Below are 17,389 nucleotides of genomic sequence, written 5' to 3' on the forward strand. Positions count from 1 at the left end.
GGTGTACATATCCATTCCTGCGGTAACGGCGGCTGGCGGTTTCGCCCTTACGGCGAGTCCCTTTTGGCAAACGCCCGGAGTGCCGGCCCAGCCAAAAGGAACCAAAAGGTCTCGCCCCAAGCGTCCGGCCCCTCGCTAAGGCTCGGCGTACCTTCGCTCCGGTATCCATCCGGGGACACTGCCCTCCGGTCTGCTTCGCGACGACCTACATGCAGCGTGTTCGACTGCGTCGAACGGCGCTGCGCGCCACTCCCCGGATGAACACCTCCACTCAGCCTCCCGAAAGGGGCGGGTGGATCAAGATCAAGAGCTGCAGGCGAGCTAACGCTCGGCCTGATGAGTGGTGAAGAGCGAAGCGGTGTACTCCGAACCCTTGTAGGAGCTGGCTTGCCAGCGATGGCGGCCTGACAGCCGACCGATGACTTGCAGATGTACCCGAACCCTGTGGGAGCTGGCTTGCCAGCGATGGCGGCCTGACAGCCGNCGAGCTAACGCTCGGCCTGATGAGTGGTGAGAAGCGAAGCGTGTACGCCGAACTCTTGTAGGAGTGAGCCTGCTCGCGATGGCGGCCTGTCAGCCGACCTGATCTTTCGAATGTACGCAAGCTTCTCGATGGCTGCGATCCTTTTGGCTTTGGCTTTGGCTTTGGCTTTGGCTTTGGCTTTGGCTTTGGCTTTTGACGTTGATCTTGATCTTGATCTTGATCTNTCGCCCCTTCGGCAGNCCGTAGGCGATGCCCCCTGATGGACACCGTAGCGAGGGAACGCGGAGCCTCAGCGAGGCGCCGTACGCCGGGGCGAAGACTTTTTGGTTACTTTTGAGGCGTTTGTCAAAAGTGACTCGCTGTAAGAGCGAAACCATAAGTCGCCGTTACCGCAGAAACGGATATGTACGAGACTAAAAAACCCGTCGGCCCTAAGGCCGCTGAGACCGCACAAACAAAAACGGCCTCTATATAAATAGAGGCCGTTCCCGGTACAACTTAAGACGTTATCGCAAGACAGGTCTTATTTGCGGTCTTCCAGCTTGGTGATGTCACGCGACTCGTAGCCGGTGTACAGCTGGCGCGGGCGGCCAATCTTGTACGGGCTGGAGAGCATTTCTTTCCAGTGGGAGATCCAGCCTACAGTACGGGCCAGGGCGAAGATCACGGTGAACATGCTGGTTGGAATGCCGATCGCCTTGAGGATGATCCCCGAGTAGAAGTCGACGTTCGGGTACAGCGAGCGCTCGATGAAGTACGGGTCGGTCAGGGCGATCTCTTCCAGGCGCATGGCCAGTTCGAGTTGCNGNTCGTGCTTGATACCCAGTTCCTTCAGCACTTCGTCGCAAGTCTGCTTCATGACGGTAGCGCGTGGGTCGCGGTTTTTGTAAACCCGGTGACCGAAGCCCATCAGCTTGAACGGATCGTTCTTGTCCTTGGCCTTGGCGATGAACGTGTCGATGTTCGAGACATCGCCGATTTCATCCAGCATGGTCAACACGGCTTCGTTCGCACCGCCGTGGGCAGGGCCCCACAGTGCGGCGATACCGGCGGCGATACAGGCGAACGGGTTGGCACCCGAAGAGCCGGCCAGACGTACGGTAGAGGTGGAGGCGTTCTGCTCGTGGTCGGCGTGGAGGATGAAAATCCGGTCCATCGCCTTGGCCAGCACCGGGCTGATCGGTTTGATCTCGCACGGGGTGTTGAACATCATGTGCAGGAAGTTTTCCGCGTACGTCAGGTCGTTGCGCGGGTACATCATGGGCTGGCCCATGGAGTACTTGTAAACCATTGCGGCCAGGGTTGGCATCTTGGCAACCAGGCGGATCGCGGAGATTTCGCGATGCTGCGGGTTATTGATGTCCAGGGAGTCGTGATAGAAGGCCGACAGGGCGCCGACTACGCCGCACATGACGGCCATCGGGTGGGCGTCGCGACGGAAGCCGTTGAAGAAGGTCTTCAACTGCTCGTGAACCATGGTGTGGTTCTTCACGGTGCTGACGAACTGGGCTTTCTGCTCGGCTGTTGGCAATTCGCCGTTTAGCAGCAGGTAGCAGGTTTCCAGATAGTCCGACTTCTCAGCCAGTTGCTCGATCGGGTAGCCCCGGTGCAGCAGAATGCCATTGTCGCCGTCGATATAGGTGATCTTCGACTCGCAAGAGGCGGTCGACATGAAGCCTGGGTCGAAAGTGAAACGGCCCGTGGCCGTCAGGCCCCGTACGTCGATAACATCGGGACCAACGGTGCCGGTTAAAATGGGCAGCTCGACGGGGGCTGCGCCCTCGATGATCAACTGCGCTTTTTTGTCAGCCATGTGGCCTCCTATTTATGCTTCAAATCATCAGACAGACCCCCCACGCAGGGCCCGCACCACTATAGTGAGATAAATTCAGATGTCAATTTGCCTAAAGTCTTGCTCCAGAAGGCTTTAACCGTACTTTTTCGTCGAAATTGACTGCCATTTACGCCTTTTATCCCGCCAGCGCAATCAGCTATTAGGGTGAGGTGTGCGCGTTGTCATTAGTAGCCTAACTGTCTATACTCGGCCACCGACCGCCAAGGGCTTTTGGGCTTGCTTTCATTGGGGGTCGCACTCCCTGGGTGGTGCTTACCTGACCAGTGCACTCCCCAACAACTTTGCCCTGATTGTTAGGGGCTCTTCAGTGTGAAAAAAAGCCGTGAATAGCCAACGACCTGTAAACCTAGACCTAAGGACCATCAAACTCCCAGTCACTGCTTACACGTCCATTCTTCACCGAATCTCCGGAATCATCCTCTTTGTCAGCCTGGCCATCATGCTTTATGCATTGGACAAGTCGCTCGACTCGGAAGAAGGCTTCGGCCAGGTGAAAGCGTGTCTGACCAGTCCGCTAGCCAAGCTAGTGATTTGGGGCATCCTGTCCGCCTTGCTGTATCACCTGGTTGCCGGTGTGCGCCATTTGATCATGGACATGGGCATCGGCGAGTCGCTTGAAGGCGGCAAACTGGGCTCGAAAATCGTTATCGCCATTTCCGTGGTGCTGATCGTTCTGGCAGGAGTTTGGATATGGTAACCAGCGTTACGAACCTATCGCGTTCAGGCCTCTATGACTGGATGGCGCAGCGTGTGTCTGCGGTCGTTCTCGCGGCTTATTTCATTTTCCTGATCGGATACCTCGTCGCAAACCCGGGCATTGGCTACGCCCAATGGCANGAACTGTTCGCAAGCAACTGGATGCGTATTTTCAGTCTCCTGGCCCTCGTTGCCCTGGGCGCTCACGCCTGGGTCGGCATGTGGACCATCGCGACCGACTACCTGACGCCGATGGCGCTGGGCAAGTCCGCGACTGCAGTACGTTTCCTCTTCCAGGCAGTATGCGGCGTCGCGATGTTCGCTTACTTCGTCTGGGGTGTGCAGATTCTTTGGGGTATCTGAGTCATGGCTAACATTCCAACTATTTCCTTCGACGCCATCATCATTGGTGGCGGCGGTGCTGGCATGCGCGCAGCGCTGCAGCTGGCTCAGGGTGGTCACAAGACTGCCGTGATCACCAAGGTGTTCCCGACGCGTTCGCACACTGTTTCAGCCCAGGGTGGCATCACCTGCGCCATCGCCTCCGCCGATCCGAACGATGACTGGCGCTGGCACATGTACGATACCGTCAAGGGTTCCGACTACATCGGTGACCAGGACGCTATCGAATACATGTGTCAGGAAGGCCCGGCTGCCGTGTTCGAACTCGAGCACATGGGTTTGCCGTTCTCCCGTACCGAACAGGGCCGCATTTATCAGCGTCCGTTCGGCGGTCAGTCGAAAGACTTCGGTAAAGGTGGACAGGCTGCGCGTACATGCGCCGCTGCCGACCGTACCGGTCACGCACTGCTGCACACTTTGTACCAGGCCAACCTCAAGGCCGGCACCGTGTTCCTCAACGAATACTACGGTGTCGACCTGGTGAAGAACGAAGATGGTGCCTTTGTCGGCATGATTGCCATCTGCATCGAAACCGGTGAAACCACCTACATCCGCGCCAAGGCAACTGTTCTGGCGACTGGCGGTGCAGGTCGTATCTACGCTTCGACCACCAATGCCCTGATCAACACCGGTGACGGCGTCGGCATGGCACTGCGTGCGGGCGTGCCGGTACAAGACATCGAAATGTGGCAGTTCCACCCGACCGGTATCGCCGGCGCGGGCGTACTGGTTACCGAAGGTTGCCGTGGTGAAGGTGGTTACCTGATCAACAAGCACGGCGAGCGTTTCATGGAGCGTTATGCTCCGAACGCGAAAGACCTTGCCGGTCGTGACGTTGTTGCCCGTTCGATGGTTAAAGAAATCATCGCTGGCAATGGCTGTGGCCCGGATGGCGACCACGTAATGCTGAAACTCGATCACCTCGGTGAAGAAGTTCTGCACAGCCGTCTGCCAGGCATCATGGAACTGTCCAAGACCTTCGCCCACGTCGATCCAGCCGTNGCTCCGGTTCCGGTTGTTCCGACTTGCCACTATATGATGGGCGGTGTTCCGACCAACATTCATGGCCAGGCGATCACTCAGAACGCTGAAGGCGTGGACGAGATCATTCATGGCCTGTTCGCGGTAGGCGAAGTGGCATGCGTATCGGTTCACGGTGCCAACCGTCTGGGCGGCAACTCGCTGCTCGACCTGGTGGTGTTCGGCCGTGCGGCCGGTCTGTTCCTGGAGCAGACCCTGAAAGAAGGCGTTGATTACGCCCGTCCTCGCCAGTCCGACATCGACGCAGCCCTGGCTCGTCTCGATGGCCTGAACTCGCGTACCGAAGGCGAAGACGTCGCNACCCTGCGTCGCGAGCTGCAAAACTGCATGCAGAACTACTTCGGTGTATTCCGTACTGGCGAATACATGCAGAAGGGTATCGCCCAGCTGGCCGATCTGCGCAAGCGTATTGCCAACGTCAAGATCAACGATAAGAGCCAGGCGTTCAACACCGCTCGTATCGAAGCACTTGAGCTGCAAAACCTGTTGGAAGTGGCTGAAGCGACTGCGATCGCCGCCGAGGTTCGTAAAGAATCCCGTGGNGCTCACGCTCGTGAAGACTTTGAAGATCGCGACGACGAAAACTGGTTGTGCCACACCCTGTACTTCCCGGGTGACAAGCGCGTAACCAAGCGTGCCGTGAACTTCTCGCCGAAGACAGTTCCGACTTTTGAACCTAAGATTCGGACTTATTAAGGGTGGCTGCCATGTTGCAAGTCAGTGTTTACCGCTACAACCCTGATCAGGACGCTGCGCCGTTCATGCAGGAATTCCAGGTCGATACCGGTGGTAAAGACCTGATGGTGCTGGATGTATTGGCACTGATCAAAGAGCAGGACGAAGGTTTCTCCTATCGTCGCTCTTGCCGTGAAGGTGTGTGCGGTTCCGACGGCATGAACATCAACGGCAAAAACGGCCTGGCGTGCATTACGCCGCTGTCCGCCGTCGTCAAAGGCAACAAGCTGATCGTTCGTCCTCTGCCAGGTTTGCCGGTTATCCGTGACCTGGTCGTCGATATGAGCATCTTCTACAAGCAATACGAGAAAGTTAAGCCGTTCCTGCAGAACGACACGCCGGCTCCGGCCATCGAGCGTCTGCAGTCCCCTGAAGAGCGTGAAAAGCTCGACGGTCTGTACGAGTGCATCCTGTGCGCTTGCTGCTCGACCTCGTGCCCGTCCTTCTGGTGGAACCCGGACAAGTTCCTGGGTCCAGCCGCTCTGCTGCAAGCGTACCGCTTCCTGGCAGACAGCCGTGACACCAAGACGTCCGAGCGTCTGGCTTCGCTGGATGACCCGTTCAGCGTATTCCGCTGCCGCGGGATCATGAACTGCGTCAACGTATGTCCTAAAGGCCTGAACCCGACTAAGGCCATTGGTCACATCCGTAACATGCTGCTGCAAAGCGGCGTGTAACTGACGTTGTAACAGCAGGACCGTTGTGCCCGTAAATGCTACGGCGCAGGCTTCAACCGGCGCCGTAGTTTTAACTTGAGCAGCGACTTACAAAGCCGCGGCTCTTATTTTGAAGAAATGAGACAAGCAGGGGCATTCGGGTTGGTACCCGAACTATCAGCGTGATCCTAAGTGGCTTGTTTTGGTCGCTGCACTTGGCCTTTTGCAAGCAAACTCGGTGTTTCCGCCGGTGGTGTCCCCAAATCGAGGGTGACCAAGCATGCAAGAAAGCGTGATGCAGCGCATGTGGAACAGCGGCTATCTTTCAGGTGGTAACGCTGCCTATGTGGAAGAGCTTTATGAGCTCTACCTGCACGACCCTAACGCTGTGCCAGAAGAATGGCGCACCAAATTTCAGACGTTGTCTTCAGACGGCAACGCTGCCACCGATGTTTCGCACTCNACAATTCGCGATCATTTCGTCCTGCTGGCAAAGAACCAGCGCCGCGCTCAGCCGGTTTCCGCCGGGAGCGTGAGCAGCGAGCATGAGAAGAAGCAAGTTGAAGTATTGCGACTGATCCAGGCTTACCGGATGCGTGGCCACCAGGCGGCCCAGCTTGACCCGCTGGGGCTCTGGCAGCGTCCTGCACCTGCTGACCTGTCGATCAATCATTACGGCTTGACCAATGCCGATCTTGATACGACCTTCCGTGCCGGCGACCTGTTCATCGGCAAAGAGGAAGCGAGCCTACGCGAAATTCACGAAGCGTTGCAGCAGACATATTGCCGCACCATCGGCGCTGAGTTCACGCATATCACCGATTCCGAGCAACGCCACTGGTTCCAGCATCGNCTGGAAAGCGTGCGTGGTCGTCCGACGTACTCCGCCGACATCAAGAGCCACCTGCTCGAGCGCGTGACCGCAGCTGAAGGTCTCGAGAAATACCTGGGCACCAAATACCCGGGCACCAAGCGTTTTGGCCTGGAAGGCGGCGAGAGCCTCATTCCAATGCTCGACGAGCTGATCCAGCGTTCCGGTTCCTATGGCACCAAGGAAGTCGTGATCGGCATGGCTCACCGTGGTCGCCTGAACGTGTTGGTCAATACCTTCGGCAAGAACCCGCGCGAGCTGTTCGACGAGTTCGAAGGCAAGAAGAAGGTCGAACTGGGTTCCGGTGACGTTAAATACCACCAGGGCTTCTCGTCCAACGTGATGACCACCGGCGGTGAAGTTCACCTGGCCATGGCGTTCAACCCATCCCACCTGGAAATCGTTTCCCCAGTGGTCGAGGGTTCGGTCCGTGCTCGTCAGGATCGTCGTAACGATGCCACCGGTGAAAAGGTCCTGCCGATTTCCATCCACGGTGACGCGGCATTCGCCGGCCAAGGCGTGGTTCTGGAAACGTTCCAGATGTCGCAGACTCGCGGCTTTAAGACTGGCGGTACGGTTCACATCGTCATCAACAACCAGGTTGGCTTCACCATCAGCAACCCGCTGGACGCGCGCTCTACCGAGTACGCCACCGACGTTGCCAAGATGATCCAGGCGCCGATCCTCCATGTGAATGGTGATGATCCGGAAGCCGTGTTGTTCGTGACCCAGCTCGCTATCGACTACCGCATGCAGTTCAAGCGTGACGTGGTGATCGACCTGGTTTGCTACCGCCGTCGCGGTCACAACGAAGCGGATGAGCCTAGCGGCACCCAGCCGTTGATGTACCAGCAAATCGCCAAGCAGCGCACCACCCGTGAGCTGTACGCTGAAAGCCTGACCAAGGCCGGCGTGGTTGACGATGCGCGTGTTCAGGCGAAAGTCGATGAATACCGCAACGCGCTGGACAACGGTCTGCATGTCGTAAAAAGCCTGGTTAAAGAGCCGAACAAAGAGCTGTTCGTTGACTGGCGTCCGTACCTGGGCCACGCCTGGACTGCGCGTCACGACACCTCGTTCGATCTGAAAACCTTGCAGGAACTGTCTGCCAAGCTGCTGGAAATTCCAGAAGGCTTCGTTGTGCAGCGCCAGGTTGCGAAGATCTACGAAGACCGTCAGAAGATGCAAGCCGGCGGCCTGCCGATCAACTGGGGTTACGCCGAAACCATGGCGTACGCGACCCTGGCGTTCGAAGGTCACCCGATCCGCATGACCGGCCAGGATATCGGCCGTGGTACGTTCTCGCACCGTCACGCGGTATTGCACAACCAGAAAGACGCGGGCACCTACATTCCGCTGCAACACCTTTACGAAGGCCAGCCACGTTTCGACCTGTTCGATTCGTTCCTGTCCGAAGAAGCCGTACTGGCGTTCGAATACGGTTACTCCACCACCACGCCTCAGGCGCTGGTGATCTGGGAAGCCCAGTTCGGCGACTTCGCCAACGGTGCCCAAGTGGTTATTGACCAGTTCATCACCAGCGGTGAGCACAAGTGGGGCCGTCTGTGCGGTCTGACCATGCTGCTGCCACACGGTTATGAAGGTCAGGGTCCGGAGCACTCTTCGGCCCGTCTGGAGCGTTACCTGCAGCTGTGCGCCGAGCACAACATCCAGGTGTGCGTGCCGACTACCCCGGCCCAGATCTACCACTTGCTGCGTCGTCAGGTGATCCGCCCGCTGCGCAAGCCGCTGGTAGTGCTGACTCCGAAGTCGCTGTTGCGTCACAAATTGGCCATCTCGACCCTGGAAGATCTGGCCGAAGGTTCGTTCCAGACCGTGATCCCGGAAATCGATGCCCAAGACCCGAAAAAGGTCGAGCGCATTGTTCTGTGTAGCGGCAAGGTCTACTACGACCTGCTGGAAAAACGCCGTGCCGAAGGCCGCGAAGACATCGCCATCGTGCGTATCGAGCAGCTTTACCCGTTCCCTGAGGACGACCTGANCGAAGTCCTGGCTCCGTACACCAACCTCAAACATATCGTTTGGTGTCAGGAAGAGCCGATGAACCAGGGTGCCTGGTACTGCAGCCAACACCACATGCGCCGCATCGTAGGCAATCACAACAAGGCGCTCGTTCTCGAGTACGCCGGNCGTGATGCTTCTGCTGCACCTGCGTGTGGTTATGCGTCGATGCACGCCGAGCAGCAGGAAAAACTGCTGCAAGATGCTTTCACTGTTTAACGCCTTCGCGCTGACTGAAACCGAATTTTAAGGACCCACAGATAATGGCTATCGAAATCAAAGCCCCGTCATTCCCGGAATCGGTTGCCGATGGCACCGTTGCCACCTGGCACAAGAAACCAGGCGACGCTGTAAAGCGTGATGACCTGATCGTCGACATCGAAACCGACAAGGTTGTGCTGGAAGTGTTGGCTACCGCTGACGGCGTGCTGGGCGCTATCGTCAAGAACGAAGGCGACACCGTTCTGTCCGACGAAGTGCTGGGCTCCATCGAAGCGGGCGGCGCTGCTGCCGCTCCAGCTGCAGCCGCTGCTCCGGCTGCTGCACAAGCTGCTGCCCCAGCCGCTGAAGGCGAAGACGATCCTGTTGCTGCACCGGCTGCTCGCAAGCTGGCTGAAGAAAACGGTATCAACATCGCTTCCGTTNAAGGCACCGGCAAAGACGGCCGTGTGACCAAGGAAGACGTGGTTGCTGCCGTTGAAGCCAAGAAAAACGCTCCGGCCGCCGCACCTGCCAAGGCTGCTGCTCCAGCTGCCGCTGCGCCTGTGTTCGCTGCTGGCGACCGCACCGAGAAGCGCGTACCGATGACTCGTGTACGTGCCACCGTGGCCAAGCGTCTGGTTGAAGCACAGTCGAACATGGCGATGCTGACCACTTTCAACGAAGTCGACATGACTGAAGTCATGGCCCTGCGTTCGAAGTACAAGGACCTGTTCGAGAAGTCCCACAATGGCGTGCGCCTGGGCTTCATGTCGTTCTTCGTGAAAGCGGCCACCGAAGCGCTGAAACGCTTCCCGGCAGTCAACGCTTCCATCGACGGCAGCGACATCGTTTACCACGGTTATGCCGACGTCGGCGTTGCCGTGTCCAGCGACCGTGGCCTGGTCGTACCGGTTCTGCGTAACGCCGAGCTGATGAGCCTGGCTGAAATCGAAGGCGGCATCGCTGGCTTCGGCAAGAAAGCCCGTGACGGCAAGCTGACCATCGACGAGATGACCGGTGGTACCTTCACCATCACCAACGGTGGTACCTTCGGTTCGATGATGTCGACCCCGATCGTCAACCCGCCACAAGCTGCGATCCTGGGCATGCACAACATCATCCAGCGTCCGATGGCGATCAACGGTCAGGTCGTGATCCGTCCNATGATGTACCTGGCNCTGTCTTACGATCACCGCCTGATCGATGGTAAAGAAGCCGTGACTTTCCTGGTGACCATCAAGAACCTGCTGGAAGACCCGGCTCGTCTGCTGCTGGATATTTGATTGAGGCAGCTTCAAGTTGTGAGCTACAAGCTGCAAGTAAACGCAGTTTGGCTTGCAGCTTGAAGCTTGAAGCTAAGGGGTTGTCCGGTTTGATTCGAGAAGGAATGACACATGACTCAGAAATTCGACGTGGTAGTGATTGGCGCGGGCCCTGGCGGTTACGTGGCTGCCATTAAAGCAGCGCAACTGGGCCTCTCGACTGCTTGCATCGAAAAATACACCGACAAGGAAGGCAAACTGGCGCTGGGCGGTACTTGCCTGAACGTCGGTTGCATTCCTTCCAAGGCGCTGCTGGACAGCTCCTGGAAATTCCACGAAGCCCAAGACGGTTTCGCGATCCACGGCATCAACCACGCTGGCGTGACCATGGACGTGCCAGCAATGGTCGGCCGTAAAGCCAACATCGTTAAAGGCCTGACTTCCGGCGTTGCGACCTTGTTCAAGGCCAACGGTGTGACTTCCCTGCAAGGCCACGGCAAACTGCTGGCCGGCAAGAAAGTTGAAATCACCAAGCCAGACGGTTCGGTAGAAGTCATCGAAGCCGAAAACGTGATCCTGGCTCCAGGCTCGCGCCCAATCGACATTCCACCGGCTCCAGTTGACCAGAACGTGATCGTTGATTCGACCGGCGCCCTGGAATTCCAAGCGGTTCCCAAGCGTTTGGGCGTGATCGGCGCTGGCGTAATCGGTCTGGAACTGGGTTCGGTATGGTCGCGTCTGGGTTCGCAAGTGGTTGTCCTGGAAGCCCTGGACACGTTCCTGCTGGCTGCCGACACTGCGGTGTCCAAAGAAGCCTACAAAACCCTGACCAAACAAGGTCTGGACATCAAGCTGGGTGCTCGCGTGACCGGTTCCAAGGTNAACGGCAACGAAGTTGTCGTGAACTACACCGATGCCAACGGCGAACAGAACATCACCTTCGACAAGCTGATTGTTGCCGTTGGTCGCCGTCCAGTCACAGCTGACCTGTTGGCTTCCGACAGCGGNGTGAACATCGACGAGCGCGGTTTCATCCNCGTTGACGACCAGTGCGCCACCAGCGTACCGGGCGTGTACGCNATCGGTGACGTGGTTCGCGGCATGATGCTGGCGCACAAGGCTTCCGAAGAAGGCATCATGGTTGTCGAGCGCATCAAGGGCCACAAANCCCAAATCAACTACGACCTGATCCCATCGGTTATCTACACCCACCCGGAAATTGCATGGGTCGGCAAGAACGAACAGCAGTTGAAAGCTGAAGGCGTTGAAGTTAACGTCGGCACCTTCCCGTTTGCCGCTTCTGGCCGTGCCATGGCAGCCAACGACACCGGTGGTTTTGTCAAAGTCATCGCTGATGCCAAGACTGACCGCGTATTGGGCGTCCACGTGATTGGCCCGAGCGCTGCAGAACTGGTTCAGCAAGGCGCGATCGGTATGGAATTCGGCACCAGTGCCGAGGACCTGGGCATGATGGTCTTCTCCCATCCGACCCTGTCCGAAGCGTTGCACGAAGCAGCGTTGGCAGTGAATGGCGGCGCCATCCACATCGCCAACCGCAAGAAGCGCTAAGCGAGATAATAAGAAACCACGGCGGTTGCCCGTCGTGAGCCTTGCGCGCAAGACTCACCGCGGAATGTCCGCCGGACGCAGCCTTGCGTAGTCTCACCGGTTATCCGGAACACCTACGCAAGCAGCAGTCACAGGTGGTGCGGCACTTGAACAAGTGCAGCGCCGAATGCGCAGTACCTAACGAAGACGGTAAAAAGCATGAATCTTCACGAGTATCAGGGTAAGCAGCTGTTCGCTGAATACGGCCTGCCAGTATCCCAGGGCTACGCAGTAGACACCCCGGAAGCAGCAGCAGAAGCTTGCGACAAAATCGGTGGTACCGAGTGGGTTGTCAAAGCCCAGGTCCACGCTGGTGGTCGCGGTAAAGCGGGCGGCGTTAAGCTGGTTCGCAGCAAAGAAGACGCCAAGGCCTTCGCACAGCAGTGGCTGGGCAAGCGTCTGGTGACTTACCAGACTGATGCCAATGGCCAACCAGTCACCAAGATCCTGGTTGAATCGTGCACTGATATCGCTAAAGAGCTGTACCTGGGCGCTGTCGTTGACCGTTCGAGCCGTCGCATCGTGTTCATGGCTTCCACCGAAGGTGGCGTGGACATCGAGAAGATCGCTCACGACACTCCAGAAAAAATTCTGAAAGCCACTATCGATCCACTGGTTGGCGCTCAGCCATTCCAGGGTCGCGAACTGGCTTTCCAGCTGGGTCTGGAAGGCAAGCAAGTTGCCCAGTTCGCCAAGATCTTCGTAGGTCTGGCCAAACTGTTCCAGGATCACGATCTGGCCCTGCTGGAAGTGAACCCGCTGGTGATCAAGGCTGACGGCGATCTGCACTGCCTCGACGCCAAGATCAACATCGACGCCAACGCCATGTACCGTCAGCCTAAGCTGAAAACTTTCCACGATCCGTCGCAAGACGATCCGCGCGAAGCGCACGCTGCCAAGTTCGAACTGAACTACGTAGCCCTGGAAGGTAACATCGGTTGCATGGTCAACGGTGCTGGCCTGGCCATGGGTACCATGGACATCGTCAACCTGCATGGCGGCAAACCAGCCAACTTCCTCGACGTGGGCGGCGGTGCTACCAAAGAACGCGTTACCGAAGCCTTCAAGATCATCCTGTCCGACACTAACGTCGCTGCAGTATTGGTCAACATCTTCGGCGGCATCGTTCGTTGCGACATGATTGCCGAAGGCATCATCGGTGCAGTGAAAGAAGTCGGCGTTAAAATCCCGGTTGTTGTTCGCCTTGAAGGTAACAACGCTGAACTGGGCGCTAAAGTACTGGCAGAAAGCGGTTTGAACATCATCGCGGCTACCAGCCTGACCGACGCTGCTCAACAAGTTGTCAAAGCTGCGGAGGGCAAATAATGAGCGTCCTGATCAATAAAGACACCAAAGTTATCTGCCAGGGTATTACCGGTTCGCAAGGTAGTTTCCACACCCAGCAAGCCATCGAATACGGCACCAAGATGGTGGGTGGCGTTACTCCTGGTAAGGGCGGCACCGAGCACCTGGGTCTGCCAGTGTTCAACACCGTGAAAGACGCTGTAGCTGCCACTGGCGCCACCGCCAGCGTGATCTACGTTCCAGCTCCTTTCTGCAAAGACTCGATCCTGGAAGCGGCATTCGGCGGCATCAAGCTGATCGTTTGCATCACCGAAGGCATTCCTACCCTGGACATGCTGGACGCTAAAGTTAAGTGTGACGAGCTGGGCGTAGTCCTGATCGGCCCTAACTGCCCAGGCGTGATCACTCCAGGCGAATGCAAGATCGGCATCATGCCTGGTCACATTCACTTGCCAGGCAAAGTCGGTATCGTTTCCCGTTCCGGCACCCTGACCTACGAAGCTGTCAAGCAAACGACTGACGCCGGTTTCGGCCAGTCGACTTGCGTCGGCATCGGCGGTGACCCGATCCCAGGCTCGAACTTCATCGACATCCTGAAACTGTTCCAGGAAGACCCGAAGACCGAAGCGATCGTCATGATCGGTGAGATCGGCGGTTCGGCTGAAGAAGAAGCGGCTGCCTACATCAAGGCACACGTGACCAAGCCGGTTGTTTCCTACATCGCTGGTGTGACTGCCCCTGCTGGCAAGCGCATGGGCCATGCTGGCGCAATCATCTCCGGCGGCAAAGGCACAGCAGACGAGAAGTTTGCTGCCCTGGAAGACGCAGGCGTTAAAACCGTGCGTTCGCTGGCAGACATCGGCAAGGCTTTGTCCGAGCTGACCGGTTGGGCTGTCAAGTAAGCCTCGCGCTTAGCTGACGCTTCACCAAACAAAGGCCACCTTCGGGTGGCCTTTGTCGTTTCCGGGGTTTGAGAAATTCGCAGGCTTCTGTGGTGAGGGAGCAAGCTCCCTCGCCACAGGGTTTAGTTGTGAACATTTTGATATGTAAATTGTCCGGTACGTTTCCGGGGTTTGAGAAATTCGCAGGCTTCTGTGGTGAGGGAGCAAGCTCCCTCGCCACAGGGTTTAGTTGTGAACATTTTGATATGTAAACGCGACACGGAAATGTCGCGTATCGGATAGATCGCCCCTTAACAGTGCGTTTGTCGGGCAAATTCGTTAGGCTAGCGGCCATTTTTGCGTTTGCGTCCCACAAGGAAGCGTCGCGCTAAACGGGTCNGTCCNATCAGGACCGGCAGCAGTTCCCTCATCCACAGGGAATCCCTCTCTAAATTCCGATTCAGTAGTGTGGTATTTCCTTAAATGAAAGTGTTGAAAAGCCAGGATGTCCTGGCGTTAGGCTTTATGACCTTCGCCCTGTTCGTGGGCGCCGGCAACATCATCTTCCCGCCTATCGTTGGTTTGCAGTCCGGGCCTCACGTCTGGATGGCAGCGCTGGGCTTCCTGATCACCGCGGTCGGTCTGCCGGTGGTCACCGTGATCGCCCTGGCCAAGGTCGGCGGCGGTATGGACGCGTTGAGCAGCCCGATCGGCAAGATCGCCGGNGGCCTGCTCGCGGCGGCGGCGTATCTGGCGGTAGGGCCATTGTTCGCCACTCCGCGCACTGCGACCGTTTCGTTTGAAGTGGGCCTGGCGCCGCTGACCGGCGAAAGCCCATTGGCGCTGTTCCTCTACAGCTCGGTGTATTTCCTGCTGGTGTTCTTCATTTCGCTCTATCCGGGCCGTTTGCTGGATACCGTAGGACGTTTCCTCGCCCCCCTGAAGATCATCGCCCTGGCCGCACTCGGCATCGCCGCATTCGCGCTGCCGGCCGGTGACATCGGCGTGGCGACGCCTGAGTATGTCGCCGCACCGTTCTCCCAGGGCTTCATCAATGGTTACCTGACCATGGATACCCTCGGCGCGCTGGTATTCGGTATCGTCATCGTCAATGCCATCCGTTCTCGTGGCGTTGAATCGCCACAGCTGATCACCCGCTACGCGATCATCGCCGGGCTGATTGCCGGCGTGGGCCTGGCCCTGGTGTACATCAGCCTGTTCCGTCTGGGGTCGGGCAGCCATGAAGTGGCAGCCGGTGCAGCCAACGGCGCGGCGGTGTTGCACGCCTATGTTCAACACACCTTCGGTTCGTTGGGCAGCGGTTTCCTGGCGGTGCTGATCTCTCTGGCCTGTCTGGTGACAGCAGTCGGCCTGACCTGCGCTTGCGCNGAGTACTTCAGCAAAGTCCTGCCGCTGTCCTACAAGACGCTGGTAGTGATCCTCGCACTGTTCTCGCTGTTTGTGTCCAACCTGGGCCTGACCAAGCTGATTGCCTTCTCGATCCCGGTACTCACGGCGATCTACCCGCCGTGCATCGTGCTGGTGGCCCTGAGCTTCTGCAAAGATTTCTGGCTTGAGCAGGGCCGCATCGTCGGCCCGGTGATGTTGGTCTCGTTCATTTTCGGCATGATCGATGCGCTCAAGGGCGCAGGTCTGGCGGACTGGATGCCAACACAGTTGGCACACTTGCCGCTGAGCGAGCAAGGCCTGGCGTGGCTGGTGCCGGCGGTGATGACCTTGGTGGTTGCGGTGGTGTGCGACCGTCTGCTGGGCAAGCGCGAAGAAGCACTGGCTTAACCTGCTTCATGGTCCGCCACAAGCGGGCCAATCAAGCAGAAAACAGAAATGCCCCGTATCAATCGATACGGGGCATTTTTTATGCACGAGAGGCGGTGTCTTTTTTTGTCAGCTAACGTCGAAGCACTGCAATTACCCTGTGGGAGCGAGCCTGCTCGCTCCCACAGGGTTTGATCGGGTTGCACAACCACCGACTTCCAGAACTCGTAATCTTTTCCAAAGCGGGTATTCAGAAAGCCTTCGTCGCCGAACGTGATGTCGAGTTTTCCCGTAGCCTCATAACGGGCGATCAGCGTACTCTCCCTGCTTCTCGCGCCTGACAGGCCAACGACGACAATTCCATGTGCAGGGTCTCCGCCAATGTCGGACCATGCGTTGGCTGCGCTTGATGGCAACTCGGACACCACCGCTTTGCCACCGTTGAAAACAAGATTTGGCCAACCATTTCCATTAAACGCTGCAAGCACTCCCCGGCGGCCGTTGCCCCAAACATCGTTCGGGGTTCGGTCCAACGAGCCAGTCACGAACGTACTGCCATCTTCGCGCAGTAACAGGCCTGAAAATACTGTATCGGCTTCGTCGATGCGGATTCTCGTGATGCCGTTCGTCCCAAAGGAATTGTCTGGAGTTCCATCAGCTTTGAAGCGGGCGACGATACCTTCGTTCTGAGGGCTAGCGCCTACGGAGCCGGATCCGACGACAGTAATGGCGCCATCAGCGGACGCGCCGACTGCATGGATGACGAAATCGACATTGATGCTGCCGCTTCCGTTAAATGACAGATCAAGTTTGCCATCTGGGTCGTATCGAAAGATGCTCATCCAACCCGCCATTATGATCTCGCCATTTGGACCGATTGCAGTGTTGGAGGTTGGTTGAGTCATTGAAAGATGGGGTCTGGTTGAAACGGCCAGGTTACTCAAGTGGGTTGGGTAGGGATTCAGTACCAGACCTTCATCGCCAAACGTGTAATCAGGTTTGCCGTTTTCGAGAAAGCGCGCGAAAGCAAGATACTCAATATCGTCGCGGTGTGTACCAATGACCAGGATCTTCCCATCTTTGTAAAGTTGGGCGCCGTGTAGAGAGGCCCGAGATCCAACCTTAAACCCGCCCTTGAGTATTCCGTCATCCGCAAAATCAGGATCCCGGCTGCCATCTTCCAGCAGTTGTACAAGCTGGAAGTCTTGATGACCTTCCCAGTAGACGCCGCCTGCCAGAAGTAACTTCTCGTCGGGTCTTCTGGAAACAATTTGCAGTGGGTCACTTCCTGCAGAAAATTGATAGGCTACGCCAGCCTCCCCAAAAAACGGATCAAGCCATTGTTCATCAGGAGCCGCGGCTGATTTTTTTTGGGGGCTGAGCATAGGAATTCTCCAGGTGCCGATTGATAAAGTTCAAGAGGCTACGAGCGATACCTTGGAGGCTAACCGGTAAAAATAAGACTGAATAGCTGTCAAATATGACAGCTATTGATGATGTTCAATCGATAGAATTTAATGAAGTGCTTTTATGCACGAGAGGCGGTGTCTTTTTTTGTCAGCTAACGTCGAAGCACTGCAATTACCCTGTGGGA

General features: G+C 57.3%; 12 protein-coding genes. 10 read left to right on the forward strand and 2 right to left on the reverse strand.

Features of this window, described 5'->3' with window-relative positions; all coding sequences use genetic code 11:
• Positions 1 to 1,007: 1,007 nt before the first annotated feature.
• Complete coding sequence (gltA, locus tag B7L09_RS26235; RefSeq protein ID WP_094471296.1) at positions 1,008 to 2,297, reverse strand: citrate synthase; 1,290 nt, start codon at positions 2,295 to 2,297, stop codon at positions 1,008 to 1,010.
• Between the two features lie 364 nt (positions 2,298 to 2,661).
• Between gltA and sdhC the strand changes: the two genes are divergently transcribed.
• The 10 genes from sdhC to brnQ all read left to right on the forward strand — a co-directional run bounded on the left by sdhC (position 2,662) and on the right by brnQ (position 15,816).
• On the forward strand, positions 2,662 to 3,036 hold the full coding sequence (gene sdhC / locus B7L09_RS26240; RefSeq protein ID WP_094471297.1) for a succinate dehydrogenase, cytochrome b556 subunit: 375 nt from the start codon (positions 2,662 to 2,664) through the stop codon (positions 3,034 to 3,036).
• Entirely contained in the window at positions 3,030 to 3,398 is a 369-nt protein-coding gene (sdhD, locus tag B7L09_RS26245) for a succinate dehydrogenase, hydrophobic membrane anchor protein (protein WP_094471298.1), read from the forward strand. Before sdhC ends, sdhD begins: the two co-directional genes overlap by 7 nt.
• Before the next feature lie 3 nt (positions 3,399 to 3,401).
• Positions 3,402 to 5,174, forward strand: a complete 1,773-nt coding sequence (sdhA, locus tag B7L09_RS26250) for a succinate dehydrogenase flavoprotein subunit (RefSeq protein WP_094471299.1) — start codon at positions 3,402 to 3,404, stop codon at positions 5,172 to 5,174.
• 11 nt (positions 5,175 to 5,185) lie between these two features.
• The gene (locus B7L09_RS26255) at positions 5,186 to 5,890 is read left to right on the forward strand and encodes a succinate dehydrogenase iron-sulfur subunit (protein WP_094471300.1); all 705 of its coding nucleotides are present in this window, start codon (positions 5,186 to 5,188) and stop codon (positions 5,888 to 5,890) included.
• 259 nt (positions 5,891 to 6,149) lie between these two features.
• Positions 6,150 to 8,981 carry a 2-oxoglutarate dehydrogenase E1 component gene (locus B7L09_RS26260; protein WP_094471301.1) on the forward strand — a complete coding sequence of 944 codons (2,832 nt, stop codon included), beginning with the start codon at positions 6,150 to 6,152 and terminating at the stop codon, positions 8,979 to 8,981.
• 44 nt (positions 8,982 to 9,025) lie between these two features.
• The gene (odhB, locus tag B7L09_RS26265; protein WP_094471302.1) at positions 9,026 to 10,246 is read left to right on the forward strand and encodes a 2-oxoglutarate dehydrogenase complex dihydrolipoyllysine-residue succinyltransferase; all 1,221 of its coding nucleotides are present in this window, start codon (positions 9,026 to 9,028) and stop codon (positions 10,244 to 10,246) included.
• 111 nt (positions 10,247 to 10,357) lie between these two features.
• Positions 10,358 to 11,794 carry a dihydrolipoyl dehydrogenase gene (gene lpdA, locus B7L09_RS26270; RefSeq protein ID WP_094471303.1) on the forward strand — a complete coding sequence of 479 codons (1,437 nt, stop codon included), beginning with the start codon at positions 10,358 to 10,360 and terminating at the stop codon, positions 11,792 to 11,794.
• A 198-nt stretch (positions 11,795 to 11,992) separates the two neighbouring features.
• Complete coding sequence (gene sucC / locus B7L09_RS26275; protein WP_064451609.1) at positions 11,993 to 13,159, forward strand: ADP-forming succinate--CoA ligase subunit beta; 1,167 nt, start codon at positions 11,993 to 11,995, stop codon at positions 13,157 to 13,159.
• Positions 13,159 to 14,040, forward strand: coding sequence for a succinate--CoA ligase subunit alpha (sucD, locus tag B7L09_RS26280; protein WP_003210566.1), 882 nt, complete (start codon positions 13,159 to 13,161; stop codon positions 14,038 to 14,040). Before sucC ends, sucD begins: the two co-directional genes overlap by 1 nt.
• A 462-nt stretch (positions 14,041 to 14,502) precedes the next feature.
• The gene (gene brnQ / locus B7L09_RS26285; protein WP_094471304.1) at positions 14,503 to 15,816 is read left to right on the forward strand and encodes a branched-chain amino acid transport system II carrier protein; all 1,314 of its coding nucleotides are present in this window, start codon (positions 14,503 to 14,505) and stop codon (positions 15,814 to 15,816) included.
• Here the strand turns inward: brnQ and B7L09_RS26290 are convergent.
• Entirely contained in the window at positions 15,813 to 17,180 is a 1,368-nt protein-coding gene (locus B7L09_RS26290) for an NHL repeat-containing protein (protein WP_094471305.1), read from the reverse strand. The genes brnQ and B7L09_RS26290 overlap by 4 nt on opposite strands.
• Between the last annotated feature and the right edge of the window lie 209 nt (positions 17,181 to 17,389).

The sequence above is a fragment of the Pseudomonas mandelii genome, assembly GCF_002251635.1.
GTDB classification, from domain to species: Bacteria; Pseudomonadota; Gammaproteobacteria; order Pseudomonadales; family Pseudomonadaceae; genus Aquipseudomonas; species Aquipseudomonas mandelii_B.